This window comes from Amycolatopsis pigmentata, from assembly GCF_042684065.1.
Taxonomy (GTDB): Bacteria; Actinomycetota; Actinomycetes; order Mycobacteriales; family Pseudonocardiaceae; genus Amycolatopsis_E; species Amycolatopsis_E pigmentata.
In genome coordinates this window covers 1,053,909-1,077,324 of record NZ_JBHUKR010000006.1, presented here as the reverse complement: position 1 = coordinate 1,077,324, position 23,416 = coordinate 1,053,909, and the positions used below count along the sequence as shown (strand labels likewise).

The window sequence follows — 23,416 nt, the reverse complement described above, 5'->3', positions numbered from 1 at the left end:
GAGCAGCAACTCCGCATAGACGTCCGTCCGATGCTGCTCAAGCGTCCGGGTCTTGTCTCGCACCCTCCGGCGCCGGGCCTCCCGGTCGATCCGCTGGTAGGCGGCCACACCGATTTCCACCGGGAGATCACCGGAGAGCTGGACCATCCCCTCATCCAAGGGAATCAATTCCACCTTCCGCCGCACACGGCGGGCACGGCAACGCCCGGCATAGCCCTCCGGGTCGAGACGGGCCACCGCCCGATTCGCCGACCGCCGCAGCCCACCCGGGTCCTTCCCCGCCAAGCGAGTGGACATCACCGCGTCAACTTGGCGGGCTTCCGTATCGGTGAGGATCGCGGTGGGTTCGTGGATTTTCGCCGCCTTGTACCCATCGATTTCACCGCGCCGCATCGCCTCCAGCGTGCGCGGCAGCCGCGTGGTCAACGCCTGGGCCAACTCCACCTGCTGGTGCGCCGCCTGTTTGCCGATGGCCAGCGCGAGTGCCACCTCCTGCGGCACCGTCGCCGGTTCCTCCGCCGCACGCGTGAAACAGGCCAGCACCTCGAAATAATGAGCCTGCAACCGGTTCACCAACCCCTGCACCTGCCGCATCCGACGCAGCATCCCCGACCGACTGGACGGAATCCTGGGGAACTCCGGCAGGTCCGGGAAGTCGGGCAGAGTGGGGACGGTCGGCGCGCTCATACCCCTATTTTATCGAACAATTGAACGCGGCAGAGCCAGGCAAAGAGAGACCACCGGAAAGAGTGAAACGAGGCCGGAAGAGACCACGTGAACGCGCACCAAAGGCTGACAACCGTCATATGGGGCCACACCTCCGCGAACCGCAAGCCGCCACCGCCCATACCCCGGCACCACGATCCCCCTCAAAACCTCGCACCGACGCCCGGGCTTACGGGACCGCGACCGGGAACCACTAGACAACCTGGCCGCCCCACCACGCCACGGCCGGAAGCAGCACCAGCGCCAGGACCAGCACCAGCATCGAGCAACTCGGCGTGGCAAATTACAAACGAATTAACTCCAGACATGGAAAGGAATTAACCCAAACTCGAATGCCATGCGCATTCATAAGACCACGCACAGCGATGCCCCCGAGCGAATGGCGTGCCCCCTTGGACCGCTCTTGACCGACAGCGTACTGTCCCACCGACAATCAGGCATGTCGTGGGAGGCTCCGTGCCGTCGTTCGGTCGCCGCCGTGGCTTCCGTGTGTTCAGTCACTCCACGGATGTTCCCGGCCTCGCCAAGGCCGCTTCCGCTCAGGGTTGGCAGCCCGCGGGCGACGAGCCGTTCGGAACCGACATCGGGAAGGCCGTCCGCGAAATCACCCAGAGCCTTTATGGCGTGCCGCGTGATCCGCCGAGCGCCAGCGCGCTCGGCAGCACGAGTTTCTCGGACACCTTCCGTGGCACCTTCGCCGGACGCACGGTCACGGTGGCAAATGCCTGGACCCCTATCGATCCGACGCTGAGAACCGTCACGGATCATCGTGGCACCGTCACGGTCTGCGCCGTGCGAATGCCGTCGATTCTGCGCCTTGCCGTCCAGCCGCGTGGCGTCTACCCGGTAGTGCCGTCTTCCCTGATCGCGCCGACCGGAAATCCGGTTTTCGACGAGTGGTTCACCGCGGCCGGGGGAATCCCGGGCACCATCGAATACCTGCTGACACCCCGTGTGCAGCAACGCATCATGGCCCACGACGACTGGGTGTTCCGCGCGGAGGGTTACCTTCTGGCCTGTGTTCGCAAGGGCAAGTTTCGTGCCATCGAGGAAATCAGCCGCCAGGTCGCCGAAGTGATGGACGTCGCGCGCGCGATTCCCGAGTCGGTGCGGACCCGCTATGCCGACCACACCGCCGACGATCTCGCCACCCGGATCAGCCGGCTCGAAGACATCGACGCCGCCACGGCGTTCCTCCAGGACCTGGGCCGTGCGGACAGGGAAGACCTCGCGGCGTCGAACACGCCCCTCGCCGCTTTCGCCTATGTCCGGACACCACAGCAGTTCATGGCGCGCTTCGAATCCCTCGATCCGCAGCGGAGAATGGAACTGTTCGCGATGTTCATGCGTGCCAACGGCGACCGCGACCCCTACTGATCCACCGGCCGCGCGTGAATTCGCGGTACGGTAAGGCATGCCACTGTTCGAGGTACCGGAACTGTCTTATGTCGCCACGGTCTCCGCGACCCTCGCCGCCCCACTGGATCTGGGCGAAACCCCCGAAGGACACCGGCGCGTCATCCCGATCACCGGCGGTACGGTCAGCGGCCCACGGCTCGAAGCACGAATCGTGCCGGGTGGCGTGGACTGGCAACGGGTCCTGCCCGACGGGACCACGCTCGTGGAAGCGCGCTACACCCTGGAACTCGCCGGCAGCGCCCGTCTCGTCTCGATCACCTCGACCGGTGTCCGCACCGGGCCCCCCGAACTACTGGCCGCGTTGGCACGCGGCGAGGAGGTCGATCAGTCCCGCTATTACTTCCGGCTCTCCATCCGCGCGTCGACGGCGGACGAGGAGCACGACTGGCTCAACACCAGCATCCTCGTGGCCACGGCGGAACGCATGCCCGACGGCGTCCAGTACGACCTGTACCGGCTGGCCTGAAGTCGGTGCGTGACACCGGTTCCGCCACGCGGGCTACCTGAATCGGACGACGGTGATTCCGGCCAGCACGAAGAACACGAGGATCACCAGCGTGCTGCTGTGCCCGCCGGACGAGTTGGTCACCACCTGTTCGACACTGCCGGTCAGGCGGACGCCGCAGTCGGCGATCACGGTGTGCGGCCCCGCCTCGATCCGGGTGAACTCGACCGCGGCCGTGAAGGCGCCGGTGGCATCGCTGTAGCCCGTGCCGACCTCGTCGCCGCCGGAGGTCAGCTTCACCACGTGGCCTGGCTCGCATCCCTTGCCCGAAGCCGAAAGCGGCTCGCCCGGCCGCACGGCGGGCCGGTCGAAACCGAGCTCTCCCGCGGGCACATCACTGCTCGACGGGCTGGGCGGCGGCGTTTCGCTCGACGGGGTGGACGGGGTGGTGGTCGTGCTGCTGCTGGTGCTGGTGGTCGACGGCGGGGTCGAACCGGTGCTGCCGGGCCGGGACGGCGCGGTCGTCGCAGGCGGCGGAACGGTCGTGGTGGGCGGCGGTGGCGTGGTGGTGGTCGTACCGGTCACGGTGAAGGTGCCGCTCGCGCTGAGCGGGCCGCCGGTGCGGGCGTTGGTGCAGGTTCCGGTGACCGCGTAGCCGCCGGGCTGGGCGTCGCCGGGCACCTGCGCCGCGACCGTGCCGCTGATGGTCTGCGTGTCGGCGTTGGCGGACCACATCGGGGTCCCGTTCCACGAAAAAGTGACCGGGCCTTTGCACGGATAGAAATTCCAGGAAATGGTGAAGGAACTCCCGGCGGGACCGCTCGACGGTTTCAAACCAACCGACGAAGTATATTGTGCGCCGGCGGTGTTCGCGAACGCGAGCAGAAACAATGCTCCGGCCAGGGTGCCGAATACCAGCCGAACCACGATGCGCATTGGGTGTCCCTTTCCGGTGTGTGCTCGCTGTAGCATTCCGGACCAGTCGGATAAAGCAAGTAGGGGATGCTCAATGGGACGTGTCATCACGGCGGGGGTTGCGCTCGCGTTGGGCGCGATGTTACTGGGCGCACCGCCCGCCGCCGCGGACTCCGGCGCGCTCGGCCTGCGGGTCACGATCGACGACCGGCCGATCGCGGACGCCACCGTTCCGATCGACCCGGCGAGGACGGTCACATTGGTCGTGACCGCCACCAACAACGGGTCCGAACCGGTGCGGGTCCGCAGCGTCCGGCTCTCCGGCGTCGCCCTCGCGCTCACGTTCTTCGCCTACGACACAACGGCGCCGTTCGAGGTTCCGGGACACGCCAGCGCCACCCGCACCTTCGTGCTGGACCTCGGCGATCTTTCCGGTCAGGCCACCGGCCTGCTGCCGACGTCGGTCGAGTTGCTCGACGCGGGGCGCGGCACGCTCGGCGAGGCGACCACGGTCGCCGACGTCCGTGGCTCCTTTTGGTCGGTCTACGGCATTTTCGGGCTCGCGATGCTCGTGCTCACCGTCCTGGCCTGGGTGACCGCTCTGCTCGCCTTGGCCCGCCACCGGCTGGCCCCCAACCGCTGGCGCCGCGGACTGCGGTTCCTGCCCGCCGGGTTCGGCACCGGTCTGGTCGCCGTGATCACGCTGTCCGTGCTGCGCCTGGTGCCGCCCGAGCCGGCGATCGAGATCCCGGTGGTGCTCGGCGCCGCCGCGATCGCCTTCCTGCTCGGCTACCTGACACCACATCCGGTGCCACGGGCCGCCGGGCCGGGCGAGGACACCACCGCCCGCCTCCCGGACCCGGCCACCCGGGAAATCACCCGATGAGCGCGCCTGCCGAACTGATCGCCGCCCTGCCGCAGTACGAGATCGGGGCCGAGATCGGCAAGGGCGGCATGGGGGTCGTCTTCGCGGGCGTGCACCGGAGCCTCGGCCGCAGCGTCGCGATCAAGCACCTGCCCTGGGACATGCTCGACCACGCCACCGGCAGCGAACTGTTCGACCGCGAGGCCCGCGTGCTCGCCAGCCTGGACCATCCGCACATCGTGCCGGTGTACGACTACGTCCGCACCGGCCGCGAGCACCTGCTGGTGATGGAACGCCTCGACGGCGGCACCGTGCACAGCCGGTTCCACGGCGGTCGGATCAGCGGCGAGCAGGCCTGTGCGATCGGGCTGGCGATGCTCTCCGGACTGCACGCCGCGCACCAGGCGGGCGTGCTGCACCTCGATGTCAAACCACGGAACCTCCTGTTCACCACGCAGGACGTGATGAAGGTCGCCGACTTCGGCATCGCGCGGGTGATCGGCGAAGGCACCACACTCGTCACGCACGGGGGCCAGGTCATGGGGACTCCGGCCTACATCGCACCCGAGCAGGCGATGGGCAACGCGCTGAGCCCGGCCGCGGACGTCTACTCGGCGGGGACCGTGCTGTACGAGTTGCTGTCCGGGCAGTTGCCGTTCGACAACACGCGCGGCGCGATCAGCATGATGCGGCAGCACATGTTCACCGACCCGCGCCCGATTTCGGGCGTGCCGATGCCGATCGCGGGTGTCGTGATGCGCAGTCTCGCCCGGGACCTCGACGCGCGGTACCGGGACGCCGAGGCCTTCGCGGCCGACCTCGCCGCGGCCGCCACCGCGGTGTTCGGCGCAGGATGGTTGGAGCGGTCACGGGTTCCGGTGCTGCACCTGACCCCGCGAGTGATCGCCGGGCTCAACTCGGCCAGGCCGTCCGCGCCGACGCGGGCGGCCTCGCGACCTGACGCCCCGGACCCGACGTTGACCGCGACCCGAGCCACGGCACCGCCTGCCGCCGAAAAGACTGGAGGCTTGCCCTCAGCGGAGGGCCAGTCGGCGTCCGTGCTCTGGCTGCGGGTGGGCGCGGCGGTCGCGGTGATCGCGCTGGTCCTGTTGGCGCTGCTGACGCCCGAGCGCCTGCCGCACCAGGCCTCCGGACGGCTGGTCCTCGACGGCACGCCGGTTTCGGCGGTCCCGGAAGCGGACTTCAGCAAACCGCTCACCCTTGCGGGGCCGGGAAACCCGGGGCACGTGGGCCTGGACCTCTCGGCCGCCGGGATCCCCTTGGGCTCGGCCGACGCGGGCACCAAGCCCGATGGCAACGGCTTCACGACGGTACTCACCCTGCCCGGGATCACCCGCTGGATCGTCGGTGGCGCGGTGACCGCCACCGTGCGCGCCGACACCGGCACCCAGACGTTCACCCTGCTGACCCGGCAGCACCCGCTGGCGAGCGCGATGGGCGCGGGCAGCCTGATCCTCGCGCTGTTCGCCTTGGCGTACCTGGAATCGGGACTACGGACCATCCGTAACGGATACCGGTGGCGAGGTGCGCTCGTCGCCGGCCCGGTGCTGGGCCTGCTGTTCGGCACCGCGGCGTGGCTGTGCGTCTCGGCGCTGCGCTCGCACGAACCGTCACCGGCCTTCGGGGCCGGTTGCGCGGTGGCAGGCGGCCTCGCGGCCGGGCTCGTCGTCCTCGCGGCGCGCCGGAGGGTCCGGCGGACCACGGACGGCGGCCGGTAGGCCACGGGGGCCCATCCACAATGGACACTTGGGGCAAGCCCCATGTGGCGAAGCGTCACACCTTCGCGCCATGGTGCGGCGACGATGGATCCGCCACACTCTGATCACAGTGGGCGTCCGGGGTACCGGCCTCGGGCAACGTCGACATCGGGGGAGGTCCCATGAAGATCGCGGTCATCGGCACCGGACTGATCGGTTCACAGGTGGTCAGTGACCTGACCACGGCCGGGCACGACGCCGCCGGACACTCCCGCTCGACCGGCCTCGACCTGCTGACCGGCGAAGGGCTCGACGACGCGGTGCGCGACGCCGAGGTCGTCGTGGACGTGACCAACTCGCCCACCTTCGACGAAGCGTCCCTCGACTTCTTCCGCACGTCGGTGACCAATCTGCTGGCCGCCGCGAACGCGGCCGGGACCGGGCACATCGTCACGCTGTCGATCGTCGGCGTCGACCAGGTGCCCGGCCTGGTCTACTACCGGGCCAAGACCCTGCAGGAGGACCTGGTCAAGGCCGGGCCGATCCCGTACTCGATCGTGCGCGCCACCCAGTTCATGGAGTTCATCCCAGCGGCAATGGACTGGACCACCGAGGGTGACGAGGTACGCCTGTCCGCGACTCCGATCCAGCCCATCAGCTCGGCCGAGGTGGCCGCGGAGGTCGCCCGGGTGGCCACCGGCGCGCCGCTGCGCGGAACCCGGAACATCGGCGGCCCGGACGTGTTCACCCTCGACGAACTGGGCCGCATCACGCTGGAGGCCACCGGCGATCACCGTCACGTCGTCACCGATCCGTCCGCCGGTCTGTTCGCCCAGGCCAAAGGTGACGTACTCACCGCGCCCGAAGGCGCCCATCTGACCGGCCCCCACTACCGCGACTGGCTGCGATCGCATTGAGGCGCCCACAGTTCGTCACGATTCCGTCGGCCGGACCGGTGTCTCCTTCGTCGAAGTCAATGAGCGCAGGAAGAACGCCAGGTTGGCCGGGCGCTCGGCGAGACGGCGCATGAAATACCCGTACCACTGGAGTCCGTAGGGCAGATACACGCGGAGATGCCGGTGCGTGTCGATCAGCCGAAGCTGTTCGGTGTCCCGAATGCCGTAGCGCATCTGAAGCTCGTACTCTGCCCCGTCGATCTGTGCCGTAGGTCAGCGTGGACGCCCGTCTCGATCAGGTCGGTGCCCATTTTCGCCCACACCGAGGAGGGGATGAACGCCCGGGAAGCGGCCGAGCATTTCTGGCCCTGGTAGTCGAACGCGCCCCGGAGCAACGCGGTGGTCAGCACCTCCGGATTCGCGGAACTGTGCGCGAGAACGAAGTCCTTTCCCCCGGTTTCCCCCACCAGGCGCGGATAGGTGTGGTAGTTCGCGATGTTGTCCCCGACCTGACGCCACAGGTGCTGGAACGTGGCGGTCGAACCGGTAAAGTGGATGCCCGCGAGTCGCGGATCCGCCAGCGCCACGTCGGAGATCGCGGGACCGGCTCCGTTGACCAGATTGATCACGCCGGGCGGCAGGCCGGCGGCTTCCAGGAGTTTCATCGTCCAGTAGGCCGCGACGGCCTGCGTCTGCGCGGGCTTCCACACCACGGTGTTACCCATCAGCGCTGGGGCGGTGGGCAGATTGCCGGCGATGGCCGGGGTTCACCGGTATTCGCGCCTCACGACGGCAAGCCGCCTTCCGTCAGGACGATCGGGCTTCGCCGAGCAGTGCGCCGATGCCGTCGAGCTGCCGGTGCAGACCGAACTCGAAGATCTCGTCGAGGTCGACGTCCTCGATACCGGTCATCAGCGCGGCGACCGTCGGGAACCGGCCTGACTCGAGATACCCGGCCAGCAGCGCCATGTCGGCGGCCAGCCGCTGGTCGCCGGAGATGCCGGTGTCCTGCTCGGCCTGCACCTCGAGCGCGTTGGTCACGGCGAGACCGCCGACCCAGCCGTTGAGCGTCATGATCACCTGAAGCTTCACCCGCCGTCGCAGGCCGGTGCCGGACAGGGCTCGTAACGACCAGTCGACCAGCCGCAGCCCGGCGGCCACGACCGGGGGACGCACCAGGGAATTCAGCAGGATGGGCGCGAGCCACGGGTGCCGCCGGTAGGCCCGCCACTGCGACCGGGCGGCCAGCTCGAGCCGCGGGCGCCATCCGGCCGGGCCCGGTTCGGGCAGCTCGACCTCCCCGAGCGCCGCGTCGGCCATCAGCCGGAGCAGTTCGTCCTTGTCCGGGACGTGCCGGTAGAGCGCCATCGGGCCGACGCCGACCTCGACGGCGAGCCGGCGCATCGAGAGCGCCGCCAAGCCCTCGGCATCGGCGAGCCCGATGGCCACACGAACCAGGTTTTCCCGGCCCAGCGGCGGTTTTCGCGGAGTCCTGTCGGCCACCACCGTGCCACTGCCCCGGACCGCACGCACCCAGCCCTGCTCCTTGAGCGTGGAGAGCGCCTTCGCCGCGGTCGCCATCGCGACACCCCATTCGCGGACCAGGGCGCGCGTGGACGGGACGCGGTCGCCCGGCCGCAGTTCCCCGGCGGTGATCCGGCGGCGCAGATCGGCCGCGATCCGCAGGTAAGGCGCTTGTCCGGTCACGAATGCCCTCTCATCGTTCTAGAACACCTTGCTGCTGAGCATAGAACACTTTCAGGGTATTCACCCATTCATGAATGGATATGTGGGTCGGTTGAAGGCAGCCGGATACGGTGTAAACACTGCGTACAGGAACTGGGGGTTCCCATGACCACGATCGAAAATCCGGCGAACAGCGGCACCAGGGACCGGCGCGCCACGCCGTGGTGGCGCCGTCCGTGGACCTATCCGCTGGGCCTGATCGTCACGGTGTTCCTGGTGTACTCGCTGCCGCCCTATCTCGGGCTGGACCCGGCGAGATCCCGGATCCCAGCACCCGATGGGGCCGGCTGGTACTACCCGGTGCTGGTGACGCACATCGGCTTCGCGACGATCGCCATGGTGACCTGCGCGCTGCAGATCTGGCCTTGGCTGCGGCAGAAACACCCGGTGGCGCACCGCCGCACCGGCCGCGTCTACGTGTTCGCCGGCGCGCTTCCGGCTTCGGTCGCCGGTTTCGCGATCGCGCTCGCCGCGCCCTTCGGGCCGATCGGCGCGGTCTCCAACGTACTGCTGGCGGCGCTCTGGTTCGGCTGCACGGTGCGAGGCTTCCAGACCGCGCGGGCGCGCCGGTTCGGCGAGCACCGCCGCTGGATGGTCCGCAGCTTCGCGCTCTGCCTGTCGATCATCAGCAACCGGGTCTGGGCGGTCGTGTGGGCGACGGTGTTCCTGCCGCGCCTGGACACTACGTTCGGTGGCAGCGAGATCGCGATGACGCAGGCCATCTCCGGCCTGACGACCTGGACCGGCTGGGTTCTCCCGCTCCTGGTCGCGGAGTGGTGGCTGGGCCGGAATCGCCGGCACAGGCTGTAGTCACTTTACCAATCCGACCAAAAGTAGGCGGAGACGGACCGCAGCCAATCTGGCTGTACAGACCCGTTTCCGCCGTGACTGTGGTCGGATTGGTAACGATCGGCACAGTAGGATGTACTGATGAGTATGGCCCAGCGGGAACGTCAGGATCTGGTGCGCACGATGGCCGACGTCGGCCCGGACGCGCCGACACTGTGCGCGGGATGGATGGTCCGCGACCTGGCCGCGCACCTGATCGTCCGCGAGCGCAGACTCGACGCCGCGCCTGGCATCCTGCTGAAGCCCTTCGCCGGATACCTGGAAAAGGTGCAGCGCGGGGTGGCCCAGCGGCCCTTCCCGGAAGTGCTCGAACGGATCCGCACCGGGCCGCCCGTCTTTCTGCGCCCGGTCGACTCGGCGATGAACGCCGTCGAGATGTTCGTCCACCACGAGGACGTCCGCCGAGCCGGCCCCGGCTGGGAACCGCGCGAGCTGCCCGCCGCCGACCAGGACCGGCTCTGGAAAGCGCTTTCCGGCATGGGCCGGATGGCCTATCGCAGGTCACCGGTCACCGTCGTGCTCGCCACGCCCGACGGCCGCCGGATGGTCCCCCGCGACGCGGGGGAACGCACCGTCGTGCTGACCGGCCCGCCCTCGGAGTTGCTGCTGCACGCCTTCGGCCGCGACGAGGTCCGGCTCGAAGCCTCCGGCGCGCCCGAGGATATCGAGACTGTGCACGCGCTGAGCCGCGGCTTTTGACATTCGGCCCGCCGCGAGCACGGGGTGGCCGCTCGGGGTCAGGGCGGCCACCCCGCCTTCGGCCTTAGTGGTGTGTCAACTTCTGGACGGCGATATTGAGGTCGAGCACGGTGACGGTGGGTTCACCGAGCACGCCCGCACCGCGTCCGTGCAGGTTGCCGTCGACGATCTGGCGGACCTGCGCCTCACTGAGCCCGTTTTCCCGTGCCACGCGGGGAACTTGGAGGTAGGCGTAGGCGGGGCTGATCGCCGGGTCCAGGCCCGAGGCCGAGGCGGTCACCGCGTCCGGGGGAACCTGGCTCGGGTCGACGCCTTCGCGTTGGGCGATGGCTTCTTTGCGGGCCTGAACGAGTTGCACCAGTTTGGGGTTGTCGGCGGACAGGTTGGAGGCCGCCGACGTGGACGGGTCACCCACACCCAGCGGGTCACTGGCGGTGGCCGAAGGGCGGGTGTGGAACCACGGGTCGTGGTTCGGGTCGGCCGCGGTGAGGTCGACCCCGATCAGCTCCGAGCCGACCGCCTGCCCGTTGACGGTCACGACCGAGCCTTCGGCCTTGCTCTCCAGGCCCGGCACGTGGGCCACGGCCCACACAAGTCCTGGGTAGAGGATGCCGGTGAGCACGGTCAGGGCGATCATGAGCCGCAGGGCGGCGCCGGTCTGGCGCAGCGCGGTGGACATCCATTTCACTTCAGGTTCACCCGATTCCAGGGATGAGGCGGACGACGAGGTCGACCAGCCAGATGCCGATGAAGGGCACGACGATCCCGCCGAGGCCGTAGACGAGCAGGTTGCGGCGCAACATCGAGCGGGCGCTGGTGGGCCGGTAGCGCACCCCGCGCAGGGCGAGCGGGATGAGCGCCACGATGATCAGCGCGTTGAACACCACCGCCGACAGGATCGCCGATTGCGGCGAGTGCAGGTGCATGATGTTCAGCCCGCCGAGTTGCGGGTAGATGGCCACGAACATCGCCGGCAGGATCGCGAAGTACTTCGCGAGGTCGTTGGCGATGGAGAACGTGGTCAGCGCGCCCCGGGTGATCAGCAGCTGTTTGCCGATCTCCACGATCTCGATCAGCTTGGTGGGGTTGGAGTCCAGGTCCACCATGTTCCCGGCCTCTTTGGCGGCCATGGTCCCGGTGTTCATCGCCACCCCCACATCCGCCTGGGCCAGGGCCGGTGCGTCGTTGGTGCCGTCTCCGGTCATCGCGACCAGCTTGCCGCCTTCCTGTTCGGCGCGGATCAAGGCCATTTTGTCCTCGGGCTTCGCCTCGGCCAGGAAGTCGTCCACCCCGGCCTCGCCCGCGATCGCCCGGGCGGTCAACGGGTTGTCCCCGGTGATCATCACCGTCCTGATGCCCATCGACCGGAGTTCGGCGAACCGCTCCCGGATACCCTCCTTGACCACATCGGACAGTTGGATCACGCCCCGCACGGCCGCGACACCGTTGGCGAGTTCCGCGACGACCAGCGGGGTCGCGCCCTGCTCGCCAATGGAATCCACCAGGGTGTGCACCTCCTGCGGGACCGTGCCCCGGTGTCCTTCGACCCAGGCCCGCACCGCGGTGGCCGCGCCCTTGCGCACCTGACGGCCGTCCAGGTCCGCACCGGACATGCGGGTCTGCGCGGTGAACTCCACAAACTCGGCCGTCCGCTCCCGGTCACTAAACCGCTCCGGCAAGCGGTAGTCGCGGTGGCACAGCGTGATGATGCTGCGGCCCTCGGGAGTTCCGTCTGCCAGGCTGGACAGCCGGGCCGCCGCGGCCAGATCCTCCACAGTGGATGTTCCGACCGGGTGCAGCGCGGTGGCCTGGCGGTTGCCGTGGGTGATGGTGCCAGTCTTGTCCAGCAGCAGGGTGTCCACGTCCCCGGCGGCTTCGACCGCGCGACCGGACATGGCCAGCACGTTGCGCTGCACCAGCCGGTCCATCCCCGCGATCCCGATCGCCGACAGCAGCGCGCCGATGGTCGTCGGGATCAGGCACACCAGCAGGGCGGTCAGCACGATCACCGACTGCATCGACCCCGAATACCCGGCCATCGGCTGCAACGCCACCACCGCGACCAGGAAAATGATCGTCAGCACCGCCAGCAGGATGTTGAGCGCGATCTCGTTCGGCGTCTTCTGCCTGCTCGCGCCTTCCACCAACGCGATCATCCGGTCCACAAAGGACTCCCCCGGCTTCGTGGAGATCTTCACCACGATTCGGTCCGAGAGCACCGTCGTGCCACCCGTCACCGCGGAACGGTCGCCGCCGGACTCACGGATCACCGGCGCGGACTCGCCCGTGATCGCCGATTCGTCCACCGTGGCGATGCCTTCCACGACGTCGCCGTCCCCGGGGATGGCCTCCCCGGCTTCGACCACGACCAGGTCGCCGATCTTCAGCTCGGTTCCGGGGACCCGTTCCTCTCCCCCTGCTCCCAGCCGACGGGCGACGGTTTCGGTTTTGGTGCGCCGCAACGTTTCCGCCTGTGCTTTTCCCCTGCCTTCGGCGACTGCCTCGGCCAGGTTGGCGAACACCACGGTGAACCACAGCCAGATCGCCACACCGATGGTGAACACGCTCGGGTCGCTGATCGCGAACACCGTGGTCAGCAGCGACCCGACCCACACCACGAACATCACCGGGTTGCGCATCAGGTGGCGCGGGTTCAGCTTGCGCAGCGCATCCGGCAACGAGATCAGCAACTGCCGCGGATTGAACACCCCCGCCGACACCCGCCCCGCCTGGGCGGCTTTGTCCGGGCGCTGCCGGGGTGTCTGGTCGGTACGGTCCGGTTCCTGTGTTGTCATGGTCATTGAGATTCCTTTGGGTGGCACAGCTGCGCCGTGCGGTCACGGTGACTGTGGCGGAATACCGAAACGGGTGTCACGCCAGTCATGCCATTGCCTCCGCGATCGGGCCCAGCGCGAGGGCCGGGACGAACGTGAGCGCCGCGACCAGCAGCACAGTGCCGGTCAGCATCGACGCGAACAACGGGCCGGTGGTAGGCAGGGTGCCCGTCGACTCCGGGACTTTCCTCTGCCGCACCAGGGCTCCGGCCAGGCCGAGCGTGGCCAGGATGGGGATGAACCGGCCCAGCACCATGGCGATGCCCAAGGTGGACTCGAAAAAGTCACTGGTCACCGTTATTCCGGCGAACGCGCTGCCGTTGTTGTTCGACGCCGAGGTGTAGGCGTAGAGCACTTCGGACAGTCCGTGCGCACCCGGATTGTTCAACGCGTTCTGCGTCGAGGGCAGAGCCAGGGCCAGCCCGGTGAACACCAGGACCAGCACCGGCATCGCCAGCATCGCGATCGACGCGTACGTCACCTCACGACGGCCCAGCTTCTTGCCCAGATACTCGGGCGTGCGGCCCACCATCAGCCCGGCCAGGAACACCGCGATGATCGCCATCACCAGAATCCCGTAGATCCCGGTACCCACCCCACCCGGGGAAATCTCGCCCAGCATCATGTGGAACAACGGCCCGCCGCCACCCAGGCCGCTGTAGGAGTCGTGCATCGAGTTCACCGCACCGGTCGAGGTGCCGGTGGTGCTCGTGGCGAACAACGACGAACCGGGAACCCCGAACCGGGTTTCCTTGCCCTCCGTGCCCCCACCGGCCAGCAGCGCCGCCGGGCCGTTCGGGTGCGCTTCGGCCCACCACGTCACGGCCAGCACGCCCGCCCACAGCGCGCCCATCACCGAGAGCAGCACATGGCCCTGCCGCCTGTTGCCCACCATGATCCCGAAGGTGCGGGTCAGCGACACCGGGATCACCAGCAACAAGAAGATCTCGACCAGGTTCGACCACGAATTGGGATTCTCGAACGGATGCGCCGAGTTCGCGTTGAAGATCCCGCCTCCGTTGGTGCCCAGTTCCTTGATCGCCTCCTGGCTCGCGGCCGGTGCGATCGCCACCGAATGCTGCGCCCCATCGAGACCGGTGACCGGGATGTTCTGGTGCACGCTCATCGCCACACCCAGACCGACCAGCACGATCGCGAACACGAACGAGATCGGCAACAGGATCCGGACCGTCGCGCGGGTCAGATCGACCCAGAAGTTGCCCAGCCGGTCACCGGAATGCCGGACGAAACCGCGGATCACCGCGACGGCGACCGCGATGCCCATCGCGGCGGAGACGAAGTTGTGCACCGCCAACCCGAGCATCTGCACCGTGTGTCCCATCACCGACTCCGGCACATAGGACTGCCAGTTCGTGTTGGTACCGAAGGAGACCGCGTTGTTGAACGCCATGCTCGCCGGGATACTGCGCCCGAAAGCGAACGGCAGCAGCGGCTGGATCCGTTGCAGCACATACAACAGCAGCATCGACACCAGACCGAACGCCAGCGTTCCCAACGCATAGACCGGCCAGCGCTGTTCCGATTCCGGGTCCACCCGCACCAACCGGTAGATCACCCGTTCCACACGCCAGTGCTTGTCCGTGGTGAACACCCGCGCCATGAACCCGCCCAACGGCCGGTACACCACGCCCAGGGCCACCAGAAGAATGCCGACCTGAATCAAACCGGCCCAGGTATCGCTCATCAGAATTTCTCCGGCCGGATGAGTGCGTAGACGAGATAGATGAGCAACGACAACGCGATCACGCCACCCGCGACGTTCGCGACCAGACCTGTGCCACTCACAACCGTTCCAATCCCCTCAGCACCAGGCCCAGCACCGCGAAGATGCCGAGCAGGAGCACCACATACAGCACATCGGCCATAGCCGTGCTGCCTCCGTCTCCCTGTCGATACGGCCGCCCCGATGGCTGCCGCGCGCCACGAGCATGCGGGAGCGGATCACCCGATCGGCGCCATCCATACCCTTTCTTAACGCGGAACTTTCCGGTCTTCACGCGTCACTGACGGGGGCGAAGGGTTCCGTTTATCCACAATGGACGGACGAGTCGAAAGAGCGCGCCGCAGGTCGACCTTCCTGACCACGGCCATCACCAGTGAGGTGATCACCGCGATGGACACCAGCACCACGGCCGCCTGCGCCGACGCGGTGGTGAACACCAGAACACCGCGATGGCCGAGGACGAAACCGTCGTGCAGTCCCCAGCACACCACGGCGGTCGCGAGCGCGGCCGACGGTACGGTCAAGGCGGACACCACGGCGACGGTGACGGCCAGAAGCGCCACCGAGAGGACGGGGTGCACAGTCGCGCCCATCGCCACGGCGACGGTCACCGCGCCGGTGCCCGCCAGGAAACCGAGCGGAAACCCGCACCCGCCGGGCAACGGAGGCCAGTCGCGGCTACGCATGCCTCCATTCCACCGCTCGCGCGGGGCCGAGCCACGATCGTTGCCACTTCCCATGCGGCCGCGGCGCCATTCTTGACAGAACCTTGACGCCCGGCCGGGTGCCTCGTCGACGGTCCTCCTAGCGCAGGGCGGCGGCCAGCCACTCGCGGGTCGCCGCCGCCTGGTCGAACTGCGGCTTGGGTGTGCCGTTGATCGTCGCCACCAGCAACACGTACTTGGTCAGCAGCTTCAGGCCGGTCGCCTTGGCTTTCCACTGCGCCGCCCGGTCGGGGTCATGCTCGACGATCGCGCGCCGGGCCTTGTCGATGTCGCGCTTCCCGGTCATGGCGGCGACCATGTCGGCCGAGGAAGCGGCTACCCGCTCGGCGAGTTCCCGGGCCTGAGGCGAATCCGCGGCCAGACCGGCCTGCTGGGCGGCTCGTGCCTCCAGGAAGAGCCGACGTTGTCTCTCGGCATGGGCCATCATCTCCGGCGTCGCCATCAGCTTGCCCTGCTCGGTGCTGAAGACGCGGTGGAAGTGGTCGCGCAGCGTGGTGCGGAAGTCCTCGTCCCGCACCAGGTTGGCGAGTTCGATCCAGGCTTCGAGCTGTTCGGTGGACGGCTCCTCGGGGAGCTGCGGCCGCTGGTTTCGCAGCCGCTCCGGATAGCTGGGATCGATGTCCAGCCCGTCGGTCACGAAGTCCCAGAACTGGTTGATGAGCCGGTCACGGTCGTCGTCGGACATCGACACGAGCTTGTGCATCAGGCTCACCTGTTCCGCCGTGGTGGGCTGCCGCACCATGGTCCGCAGGACGGCGCGGCGCGCCCGGAACTGCCGCAACTGGTCCTCGACCAGCCGCAGATGCGTGACGGCCAGCTCCTGAAGGGAGGTCTCCGCGGCCAGCACCTTACGGATTTCCTCCAGGCCGGCGCCCAGGTCACGCAGGGTGCGCACGAGTTCGAGCCGCGCGATGGCGTGCACGTCGTACTGCCGGAAGCCGCTCTCGGTGAGGCTGGTCGGCGTGACGATGCCTTCGTCCGCGTAGAACCTGATCGCGCTCACGCTCAGGCCGGTGCGGCGAGCGACGTCCCCGATCGAGTAGAGCTCATCCATACCCGCCACTATGGGATCTCAAGTGGCTTGAGAGTCAAGAGGATGACCTCGGGCGGCTATTGTTCGCCTGGCTGCCTGGCCGGGGTGAGCTGTGGGAAGGCCGTCGCGCCGGTGAACCGTTGCGGCCGGAAGTCACGTAACCGCGCCACCGGCTCATCGTGCAGGATCTCCCGCGCGGCGAACTTTCCCAACAGCGGGCCGAGAGTAATACCGCTGTGCGTGGCGAGAATGTAAACGGAACCGCTGTCGTCGAGCCCGGCGACGGTGTGCCCGTCGGCGGGCAGACTGCGCAGGCCCAGGTCGACCCGTTCGATCCGGGCGTGCTCGCCACCTCGCAGCAGCGATCGCAGCCGGTCCAGGATTTCGGCGGTGAAGGTGGGGCCGGGCCGCGATCGTTCACCGGCCGTGGCCTGCGCGTTCAGATCGAGTGCCTGCATCAACAGCCGCCCTCCGCCGTCCGGGCGGAAATTCAGCTGAGGCGCGACGACCGGGCAGGACACCCTCGCCGCGATGGGCGTGGTGTAGGCGAGAAAGCCCGGCGACACGGGCGCCTCGGGAGCGACCATGGGAATGGCCGGCTCGACCATCCTGGTGAGTTCCCCGGTCCAGCGTCCGGCCGCGAGGACGACCCGATCGAACCGTTCCGGCTCAGGGACACCTGTGTGCACGCGTGCGCCATTGGCAAGCGGCTCGACGCCGGTCACCCCGACGGGGCAGCGCAGGATGGCGCCGTGGTCACGGGCCTCGTCCCACAGACGGGCGAGCAAGGCCACCGGGCGCGCGTAGCACTCGCCGGGGTACCAGCTCACTTCGGTGACGCCAGGAGGAATCAGCACGTCACCGGCGATTTCGGCCGCTCTTTCGCGGGTGATCACTTCGAGTGGGTAGCCGTAGTCACGCAGTTGGGCGTCGTTGGCGGCCAAGCGTTCCCGGCCGGCGTCGTCGATCGCCCACTCGAGCGCGCCGCTGCGAACGTAGAAGTCGCCTCCGGCGCCCCACAAGGCTTCGTGTTCGGCCATCCCCTCCCTGTTGAGTTCGTGGTAGGACCGCGGCTCCTTGCGGTGCGAGTTGATCCAGCCGTAGGAGGTCCCGCTGGTTCCGCCGCCGGGACGCCGGCGTTCGAACACGGTCACCTCGGCGCCATCGAGCGCGAGGGCCCGCGCCACGCTCGCACCCACCACACCGAGTCCGACAATGGCGATCCGCATCAATTCTCCTTTACGTTGCTTGCGGCGGGAATGACGACCGGCTGCGGACCGGTCGCGTGCCGGGGACGTTCGATCAGAAAAGCGACGATGAGCCCGCAGAATGAGGCGGCGAGCCCGTAGACGACATAGGGCACGGTGGTACCGGCGATGTTGGCGGCGGCGCAGCCGCCGAGTCCGGCGACCATCGCGGTTATCGCGACTCGCGGGGTGAGCGGATAGCGCTTGGCCAGCGCGTATCCGACGAAGATCGGCACGGTGAGGACCGAGGCGGAATAGGCGTAGATCGCCACCATCCAGGCTAGGACACTCGGGAAGAACAGTGACACCACCCCGGCGCACAGGGCGAGAAGGACCGTGATTTTCCGGGAAAGGGAGACATTCGAGCGGTCGGTCCCCTCTCGCCGGAAGACCTTCTCCTTCAGGTCGCCGACGACACTGGTGACGGAACTCTGGAGCGCCGCCCCGCTCACCGACACGATCATGGCCACCATGAACGCGCCGAACACGATGAGAACCGCCGGTGGCAACTGGGTCAGCAGCCATCCCGCCGCGGACTCCGGCGACAGCCCGGGCTTCATGGCACGGACCGAGAGGCCGATCAGCAACGCGTAGACCCCGCTGATCAACAGGGTCGCCCCGGCGAGGACCAGGCCGAGGCGCGCGTGGCCGAGTTTCTTCGTCGCGAAGACACGCTGGAAATAGATCTGGTTGCTCAGCGTCGAAGGAATGATCGCGGCGATCCACAGCCAGATCTGCTCCTGGCCTGCCCTGCCCATCGAGGAGGGATCGGTGAAACCGGCGGGCACGCGCGTCACGATGGAATGCCAGCCACCGGCCAGGTGGACGCAGTATCCGGCGAGCCCGAGGGCCAGCACGATTTTGACGATCCCGAAGAAGAAGTCGGTCCAGGCCACCGACGTCAGCCCGCCCGGCAGCACGAACGCCACGGACCCGATGAGAATCACCGCGACCAGTACCGCTTTCGGGTAACCGGTGACCTGTCCGAACAAGCTCGCGAACGCGCTGAACTGGGTACAGACCCAGCCGAACGGAAGAAACAACGCGGCAAGACCGGCCAGCGTGGCCAAGGTCCGGTCGTTCCCGTACAGCCGGGCGAGAACGTCGGGCAGGGTACTGAACCCGTTGGCACGCAACCACTTCGCGAGCAGGGCGAGAAGAACGAAACCGGCACAGACGCACAGTTCGTAGACGAACACCGCCCATCCCTTGGCGTAGGCGATCCCCACGTGGGCGACCAGCACCCCGCCGCCCGCCGCCGCGGCGAACTGCGTGATCACGACGACCGGCAACGGCAACGACTCGCGCGCGCTGAGCCAGTCGGCCGCGCTTTTCGCTCGTTTACCGTAGTAAAGCGATATCGCGATCCCCGCCAGGATGACGAGAATTCCGGCCAGCAGAATCGAGACGGTCACTCCGGTTGATTTGGGCATGGCACACCTGCCGTCGGTAGCGCGGATATTGAGTAAACGCTTTCTTTCGGTGCGGACGAACAGGCGATGACGTGGAGTACTACTCCATTTTCACCGTCTGTTCGACGTAGAACTCCATCACGTCGGGACGGGTGAAATAGCTGCCCGCCTCGACCAGCCGGCCGTCCTCCAGCCAGGTGTACCGACGGCGGCGCAGGGCGGGAATTCCCGCCGGGCACCCGGTCAGCCTCGCGGTCTCTTCGTCGACGATCACGGGATCCAGGTAGAGCCGCGTCTTCTCGACCCGAAGGCCGGTCCGCTGGAAGTAGGACAGCACCCGGAGTTCGGCGAGGTCCTCGTCGAGCAGGTGCGGCGCCAGCGCGAAGGGAATGGCCGACCATTCCATGCCGACTGGTTTTTCGTCGGCGTCCAGCTTCTGCCGTCCGAGAAAGACCACCGGCGTTTCCGGCTCGATCCCGGGCATCTCGAACGGGACCTCCGAGGCCGGGATCACCGACGCCGTGACCACCACGTGCCGCCCGGGAATCATCGGGCTCGACACCAGGGGATCGGTGAAGCGCAACAGATTCTCTTGCCGTTTCTGGTCCACCACGACGGTCCCGTGCCGCCGTCGCCGCAGGACCAGTCCCGACCTGGCCAACTCGTCCAGCGCCCGTTGCGCGGTGCCCCGGCTCACGCCGTGCTCCTGCTGGAGCTGGGCTTCCGTGGGCAGCTTCGAACCAGGAGGCAGGGCGCCGGAGCGGATCTGCTGTTCCAGCTTGTCGCGAAGCTCCTGGTAGAGACGGTCGGCCATGTAATGACTATGCAAGACCACCATATGTCTAGTCAATACCCAGGACCGGCGAGCACCTTCGGGGCACGACAGTGGTGACGCCCCGCTCGCAGGCGGCCGGATGGGGCGCGCTCATGACATCAGATTATCGAACAACTGGACGCAGAAGACTGAGTAAAGACCCAGTTCGCCGGAATGTGTTAAAACAACCGGACACCACCAAAAGAACACCCAGCACAAGACCGACGGGAGAATCCGCCAAGGAGTGAAACAGCCAAGAGGCCTCACCTCGGCGAAACCGAAACCCCGACAGGCACTGACCGGCGTCGGCGCGGCGCCGGTCGAGGAAAGCTTCATGAAACGGGCGCCCGTCGGTGCCGAAACCTCAGCCCGGCGACGGGGAGAGCCGCGGACGGCGGCACCCGGAGTGCCGATTGAACTCTTGACGAACAGGACGCGAAGGCCCGGTGCCCGCCGGGGAGGGACCGACCGCGCGAAGACTCGTTCCAAGCTGAACTTTTGTTGGGACACAGAGCAATCTCGAAGATGGGGGCCAGCGGTAACGATCAAGGACTTGCCCCTATCATGGCGCCGTTCCGCTCACCTCCGCCCGAAGCCGTCGCTGCCGCAAAGGGGAACCACCACCATGTCCGAGGTCATCAACAGCATCTTCGGCCGCTCCCAGAACGACACCACCCACCACGGCGGGTTCGTCCCGACCTCCACCACCGCGCACACCGCCGAGCCCGACGTCACCCAGGAATTCGTTGGTACCGCTGGGATCGCGGTCGACGAGACGGTGGAACCCGCAGGTGAGGCGACCACGGATGTCGCCGGGGACGCGGACCTCACCACCGGCACCGCGCACGAGGACGAGACCACCGGCTCCCTGACCGAGGACACCGCCGAGACCGAGGCTGCGGACACCGCCGAGGACACCGACGAGGCGACCACGGACGACTCCGCCGGACTCGACGATGAAGACGGCGAACTGGCGGAAGACCCCGAGAGCGACGATGACAACGGTGACCTCGCGGAGGGGTCCGAAAGCACCGGCGACGCAAGCGAACTCGCGGAAGAAGCCGAGATCGTCGACGAGGACGAGCCCGTGGAAGCGGCCGTCGAAACCGACGACGACCCCGTAGCCGAAACCGACGACGAGCCCGCGGACGAAGCCGCCGGACCCGACGGCGAGCCGGTTGCCGAAGCCGCCGAAGCCGATGACGCGCCCGCGGCGGCCGTCGCCGAAACCGGCGAGGACGAGACCGAGCAGGCCGAGCCGGTCGCCGAGGCCCGTGCCGCCGCGGCCACGCGCGGGGACACCACGGTCGAGGACGGAGTCGTCGCGAAGGTCGTGGACCTGCTGGTCCGCCAGGTCGAAGGCGTGCACAGCCTGGAAGACACGAACATTTCGGTCGAAGGCGATGTCGTCACGATCAAGGTCTCGGTGGTGCTCGAGTTCGGGCACGCGGTCAAGGCCGTGGCGGGGCAGATCCGGACCAGCGTGATCGATGCCGTCGAAGAGTTCCTCGGCCTCGACGTCGCGGCGGTGGACGTGCACGTCACGGACGTCCACCTGCCGGACGCTTCCTGACCGGAATCCTCGAAGGCACCGCGAGGCCGCATCAGCGCAGTTGTGGCATGAGTTCGGCCGCGATCCACTCCATGGCCGGCTCGACATGCCCGGCCGCGACGGGCAGCCACAACGTGCAGGCTGCGAGCCCCGCATCGGCGAGCCGCCCCAGATCGTCGACGACACTCGCGGCGGTCGGGGCGGCGCCGCCGAGCGGGCGTCCCGGTGACGTGACCACCGCCGGGATTCCCGGCGGGGTAAGGAATGCGGCCGACGCGAGCGTCAGGCGGCCTGCCCTGTCGGTGTCGGCGGCGAGCTCGCTAAGGCGGCGTCGCACACCCGTGACCTCCTCGGCGTCGGCACCTGTGCCGTACCAGCCGGCGCCGAACCGGAGCACACGGCGCAGGGCGGCGTCGCTGCGGCCGCCGACCCACACGGGTGGGCCTCCCGGCGTGAGCGGGGGCACCCCCAGGCGCGCGGCGCGCAGCGTCGTGAACGGTCCGTCGAAGTCGGCGGGCCGCCGCGTCCACAGAATCGTGGCGGCCTCGAGATGATCGTCGGTGCGCGCGCCGCGCTCGCGGACGTTCACGCCTACGGCGCCGAATTCGTCCGGATTCCAGCCAGTGCCCACGCCCAGGATCAGGCGGCCCCCGGACACGACGTCCAGTGTGGCTGCCTGGTTTGCCAGCAGCAACGCCGGATAATAGGGCGCGACAAGGACAGAAGTCAGCAGTCGCAGGCGTGTCGTCACACCCGCGACGGCCGAAAGCAGAACAAATGGGTCGGTGTCCAGACCCGAACCGCTGTCCAGGAGACGGTTGCCGACCGCGACGTGGTCGAAACCGAGGCTTTCGGCGTGGCGTGCGGCGCGGAGCGCGGCGGCTCCGTCGTCGATCGGCCAGCGCGGTTGAAGGGACACACCGAGATTCAGCACAGGCACGGCCGGCAACCCTGGTTCAGCGATCGGTGTACTTGATCGCGGTCAAGGTGATGACCGTGCCGGGAGGCACCTGCGTTCCCGCCGGCGGATCCTGACCGACCTGCACCCAGTTGCGGTCGTTGATGAGCGCGCGGCCGAGTCCCTTGCCGTCCACCTCTCGCAGGTTGTACAGACCAGCCCGCTGCATGGCGTTTTGCGCGTCCTGATGGTTCATTCCCGAAACGTCCGGAACCGTGATGAGCTTCGCCGGCGAAGAAGCGGCCGGACCCGGCGTTTTCTCGCCGCCATGCGGCGGCACACAGGCGGCGAGCAGTGCGAACAAACCGATCGCGATGACCGAAGCGAATACCCTCACCGTGTTCTCCCTCCCCCGGGCCCCTTCCAGTAAACACCCCGCGGATCCTCCGCGCCGCTTCCGGCGATGGCGGGTGACGCCGTGGTCCGAATTTGGTCCGCCTTGCCGGACCACGACCGGCTGGACCCGCTTATTGCTCTACTGGGATTCGTGGGGACGACCTACCGCGACCGGCAACGTGCCGGGCAGCTCCTGTTCATCCGGGCGAGGAAATCCGAGGACCTGGCCACCCTCGACCGCGCGATCGCGCTTCTCCGCGAGGCGGCCCTGCGCTGGCCCACCGCTACGTCCGCTTCGGCGGCGACGAGGTGATCGAGGAAGCGATCGAGGCCCTGGAAGAGGCGGTGGCGGGCCTCGACGATCCGTGACACTCCGGTGGACCACGCCCGGGAAGGATTCGGGTTGGCCACGCTGGGACAGGCGCTGAAAATCGGCCGGTCTGACGCCGACACGGAAAAGGGCCCGGTTTTCGCATGCGTCGC

23 protein-coding genes and 2 pseudogenes are annotated in these 23,416 nt (G+C 68.0%); 9 read left to right on the top strand and 16 right to left on the bottom strand.

What is annotated here, in order from left to right; genetic code table 11:
* Positions 1-687, bottom strand: a 687-nt coding sequence (locus tag ACFSXZ_RS12940) for a DUF222 domain-containing protein (RefSeq protein WP_378264738.1), incomplete at its 3' end; no start/stop codon positions are given.
* A 495-nt stretch (positions 688-1,182) separates the two neighbouring features.
* Here ACFSXZ_RS12940 and ACFSXZ_RS12935 point away from each other — a divergent pair.
* Both ACFSXZ_RS12935 and ACFSXZ_RS12930 read left to right on the top strand, forming a co-directional pair.
* Positions 1,183-2,103, top strand: coding sequence for a hypothetical protein (locus ACFSXZ_RS12935; protein ID WP_378264736.1), 921 nt, complete (start codon positions 1,183-1,185; stop codon positions 2,101-2,103).
* A gap of 37 nt (positions 2,104-2,140) precedes the next feature.
* Complete coding sequence (locus ACFSXZ_RS12930) at positions 2,141-2,611, top strand: DUF3237 domain-containing protein (RefSeq protein ID WP_378264734.1); 471 nt, start codon at positions 2,141-2,143, stop codon at positions 2,609-2,611.
* A gap of 33 nt (positions 2,612-2,644) precedes the next feature.
* Here ACFSXZ_RS12930 and ACFSXZ_RS12925 read toward each other — a convergent pair whose 3' ends face one another.
* Positions 2,645-3,325: a hypothetical protein gene (locus ACFSXZ_RS12925; protein ID WP_378264733.1), complete on the bottom strand. Its 681-nt coding sequence runs from the start codon at positions 3,323-3,325 to the stop codon at positions 2,645-2,647.
* Between the two features lie 274 nt (positions 3,326-3,599).
* Between ACFSXZ_RS12925 and ACFSXZ_RS12920 the strand changes: the two genes are divergently transcribed.
* The 3 genes from ACFSXZ_RS12920 to ACFSXZ_RS12910 all read left to right on the top strand — a co-directional run bounded on the left by ACFSXZ_RS12920 (position 3,600) and on the right by ACFSXZ_RS12910 (position 7,005).
* Entirely contained in the window at positions 3,600-4,391 is a 792-nt protein-coding gene (locus tag ACFSXZ_RS12920; RefSeq protein WP_378264731.1) for a hypothetical protein, read from the top strand.
* Entirely contained in the window at positions 4,388-6,109 is a 1,722-nt protein-coding gene (locus ACFSXZ_RS12915; RefSeq protein WP_378264729.1) for a serine/threonine-protein kinase, read from the top strand. The genes ACFSXZ_RS12920 and ACFSXZ_RS12915 overlap by 4 nt, the downstream gene beginning before the upstream one ends.
* Positions 6,110-6,270: 161 nt before the next feature.
* Positions 6,271-7,005 (top strand): SDR family oxidoreductase, encoded by a 735-nt coding sequence (locus ACFSXZ_RS12910; RefSeq protein WP_378264727.1) that lies wholly within the window; start codon positions 6,271-6,273, stop codon positions 7,003-7,005.
* A 15-nt stretch (positions 7,006-7,020) separates the two neighbouring features.
* Here ACFSXZ_RS12910 and ACFSXZ_RS12905 read toward each other — a convergent pair.
* The 3 genes and pseudogenes from ACFSXZ_RS12905 to ACFSXZ_RS12895 form a co-directional block, all read right to left on the bottom strand.
* Positions 7,021-7,233, bottom strand: a pseudogene (locus tag ACFSXZ_RS12905) (hypothetical protein); the annotation flags it as partial.
* Positions 7,234-7,280: 47 nt separating this feature from the next.
* Positions 7,281-7,745 (bottom strand): annotated as a pseudogene (locus ACFSXZ_RS12900) (aldehyde dehydrogenase family protein); the annotation flags it as partial.
* A 46-nt stretch (positions 7,746-7,791) separates the two neighbouring features.
* Positions 7,792-8,691: a TetR/AcrR family transcriptional regulator C-terminal domain-containing protein gene (locus ACFSXZ_RS12895; RefSeq protein WP_378264725.1), complete on the bottom strand. Its 900-nt coding sequence runs from the start codon at positions 8,689-8,691 to the stop codon at positions 7,792-7,794.
* 144 nt (positions 8,692-8,835) lie between these two features.
* Here ACFSXZ_RS12895 and ACFSXZ_RS12890 point away from each other — a divergent pair, with 144 nt between their 5' ends.
* Together ACFSXZ_RS12890 and ACFSXZ_RS12885 are read left to right on the top strand one after the other, a co-directional pair.
* Entirely contained in the window at positions 8,836-9,540 is a 705-nt protein-coding gene (locus ACFSXZ_RS12890; protein ID WP_378264723.1) for a DUF2306 domain-containing protein, read from the top strand.
* 120 nt (positions 9,541-9,660) lie between these two features.
* Positions 9,661-10,278, top strand: a complete 618-nt coding sequence (locus tag ACFSXZ_RS12885; RefSeq protein WP_378264721.1) for a TIGR03085 family metal-binding protein — start codon at positions 9,661-9,663, stop codon at positions 10,276-10,278.
* 64 nt (positions 10,279-10,342) lie between these two features.
* Here ACFSXZ_RS12885 and ACFSXZ_RS12880 read toward each other — a convergent pair whose 3' ends face one another.
* The 9 genes from ACFSXZ_RS12880 to ACFSXZ_RS12840 form a co-directional block, all read right to left on the bottom strand.
* A complete protein-coding gene (locus ACFSXZ_RS12880) occupies positions 10,343-10,957 on the bottom strand; it encodes a potassium-transporting ATPase subunit C (protein ID WP_378264719.1) in 615 nt (204 codons plus the stop codon).
* A gap of 16 nt (positions 10,958-10,973) precedes the next feature.
* Complete coding sequence (kdpB, locus tag ACFSXZ_RS12875; RefSeq protein ID WP_378264717.1) at positions 10,974-13,079, bottom strand: potassium-transporting ATPase subunit KdpB; 2,106 nt, start codon at positions 13,077-13,079, stop codon at positions 10,974-10,976.
* Positions 13,080-13,158: 79 nt separating this feature from the next.
* Positions 13,159-14,817: a potassium-transporting ATPase subunit KdpA gene (gene kdpA, locus ACFSXZ_RS12870; protein WP_378264715.1), complete on the bottom strand. Its 1,659-nt coding sequence runs from the start codon at positions 14,815-14,817 to the stop codon at positions 13,159-13,161.
* Positions 14,817-14,918, bottom strand: coding sequence for a K(+)-transporting ATPase subunit F (gene kdpF, locus ACFSXZ_RS12865; protein ID WP_378264713.1), 102 nt, complete (start codon positions 14,916-14,918; stop codon positions 14,817-14,819). Before kdpF ends, kdpA begins: the two co-directional genes overlap by 1 nt.
* 186 nt (positions 14,919-15,104) lie before the next feature.
* The gene (locus ACFSXZ_RS12860; RefSeq protein ID WP_378264711.1) at positions 15,105-15,542 is read right to left on the bottom strand and encodes a hypothetical protein; all 438 of its coding nucleotides are present in this window, start codon (positions 15,540-15,542) and stop codon (positions 15,105-15,107) included.
* A gap of 118 nt (positions 15,543-15,660) precedes the next feature.
* Positions 15,661-16,635 (bottom strand): MerR family transcriptional regulator, encoded by a 975-nt coding sequence (locus tag ACFSXZ_RS12855; RefSeq protein WP_378264709.1) that lies wholly within the window; start codon positions 16,633-16,635, stop codon positions 15,661-15,663.
* 56 nt (positions 16,636-16,691) lie between these two features.
* Entirely contained in the window at positions 16,692-17,843 is a 1,152-nt protein-coding gene (locus tag ACFSXZ_RS12850) for an NAD(P)/FAD-dependent oxidoreductase (protein WP_378264707.1), read from the bottom strand.
* Positions 17,843-19,294, bottom strand: a complete 1,452-nt coding sequence (locus tag ACFSXZ_RS12845; protein ID WP_378264705.1) for a sodium:solute symporter family protein — start codon at positions 19,292-19,294, stop codon at positions 17,843-17,845. Before ACFSXZ_RS12845 ends, ACFSXZ_RS12850 begins: the two co-directional genes overlap by 1 nt.
* Before the next feature lie 79 nt (positions 19,295-19,373).
* Positions 19,374-20,087, bottom strand: coding sequence for a GntR family transcriptional regulator (locus ACFSXZ_RS12840; protein ID WP_378264703.1), 714 nt, complete (start codon positions 20,085-20,087; stop codon positions 19,374-19,376).
* A 625-nt stretch (positions 20,088-20,712) separates the two neighbouring features.
* Between ACFSXZ_RS12840 and ACFSXZ_RS12835 the strand changes: the two genes are divergently transcribed.
* Complete coding sequence (locus tag ACFSXZ_RS12835) at positions 20,713-21,660, top strand: Asp23/Gls24 family envelope stress response protein (protein ID WP_378264701.1); 948 nt, start codon at positions 20,713-20,715, stop codon at positions 21,658-21,660.
* A gap of 31 nt (positions 21,661-21,691) precedes the next feature.
* Here ACFSXZ_RS12835 and ACFSXZ_RS12830 read toward each other — a convergent pair whose 3' ends face one another.
* Together ACFSXZ_RS12830 and ACFSXZ_RS12825 are read right to left on the bottom strand one after the other, a co-directional pair.
* A complete protein-coding gene (locus tag ACFSXZ_RS12830; protein WP_378264699.1) occupies positions 21,692-22,579 on the bottom strand; it encodes a TIGR03619 family F420-dependent LLM class oxidoreductase in 888 nt (295 codons plus the stop codon).
* A 16-nt stretch (positions 22,580-22,595) separates the two neighbouring features.
* The gene (locus ACFSXZ_RS12825) at positions 22,596-22,934 is read right to left on the bottom strand and encodes a PASTA domain-containing protein (RefSeq protein ID WP_378264697.1); all 339 of its coding nucleotides are present in this window, start codon (positions 22,932-22,934) and stop codon (positions 22,596-22,598) included.
* 150 nt (positions 22,935-23,084) lie between these two features.
* Between ACFSXZ_RS12825 and ACFSXZ_RS12820 the strand changes: the two genes are divergently transcribed.
* Positions 23,085-23,246, top strand: a complete 162-nt coding sequence (locus ACFSXZ_RS12820) for a hypothetical protein (protein ID WP_378264695.1) — start codon at positions 23,085-23,087, stop codon at positions 23,244-23,246.
* The last annotated feature ends 170 nt before the right edge of the window (positions 23,247-23,416 follow it).

Coding starts and splice junctions, on each gene's coding strand:
- ACFSXZ_RS12930 (WP_378264734.1), top strand. CDS start 2,141: ATGCCACTGTTCGAGGTACCGGAACTGTCTTATGTCGCCACGGTCTCC.
- ACFSXZ_RS12925 (WP_378264733.1), bottom strand. CDS start 3,325: ATGTGGTCCGCCAACGCCGACACGCAGACCATCAGCGGCACGGTCGCG.
- ACFSXZ_RS12920 (WP_378264731.1), top strand. CDS start 3,600: ATGGGACGTGTCATCACGGCGGGGGTTGCGCTCGCGTTGGGCGCGATG.
- ACFSXZ_RS12915 (WP_378264729.1), top strand. CDS start 4,388: ATGAGCGCGCCTGCCGAACTGATCGCCGCCCTGCCGCAGTACGAGATC.
- ACFSXZ_RS12910 (WP_378264727.1), top strand. CDS start 6,271: ATGAAGATCGCGGTCATCGGCACCGGACTGATCGGTTCACAGGTGGTC.
- ACFSXZ_RS12890 (WP_378264723.1), top strand. CDS start 8,836: ATGACCACGATCGAAAATCCGGCGAACAGCGGCACCAGGGACCGGCGC.
- ACFSXZ_RS12885 (WP_378264721.1), top strand. CDS start 9,661: ATGAGTATGGCCCAGCGGGAACGTCAGGATCTGGTGCGCACGATGGCC.
- ACFSXZ_RS12880 (WP_378264719.1), bottom strand. CDS start 10,957: ATGTCCACCGCGCTGCGCCAGACCGGCGCCGCCCTGCGGCTCATGATC.
- kdpB (WP_378264717.1), bottom strand. CDS start 13,079: ATGACCATGACAACACAGGAACCGGACCGTACCGACCAGACACCCCGG.
- kdpA (WP_378264715.1), bottom strand. CDS start 14,817: ATGAGCGATACCTGGGCCGGTTTGATTCAGGTCGGCATTCTTCTGGTG.
- ACFSXZ_RS12860 (WP_378264711.1), bottom strand. CDS start 15,542: ATGCGTAGCCGCGACTGGCCTCCGTTGCCCGGCGGGTGCGGGTTTCCG.
- ACFSXZ_RS12855 (WP_378264709.1), bottom strand. CDS start 16,635: ATGGATGAGCTCTACTCGATCGGGGACGTCGCTCGCCGCACCGGCCTG.
- ACFSXZ_RS12850 (WP_378264707.1), bottom strand. CDS start 17,843: ATGCGGATCGCCATTGTCGGACTCGGTGTGGTGGGTGCGAGCGTGGCG.
- ACFSXZ_RS12845 (WP_378264705.1), bottom strand. CDS start 19,294: ATGCCCAAATCAACCGGAGTGACCGTCTCGATTCTGCTGGCCGGAATT.
- ACFSXZ_RS12840 (WP_378264703.1), bottom strand. CDS start 20,087: ATGGCCGACCGTCTCTACCAGGAGCTTCGCGACAAGCTGGAACAGCAG.
- ACFSXZ_RS12835 (WP_378264701.1), top strand. CDS start 20,713: ATGTCCGAGGTCATCAACAGCATCTTCGGCCGCTCCCAGAACGACACC.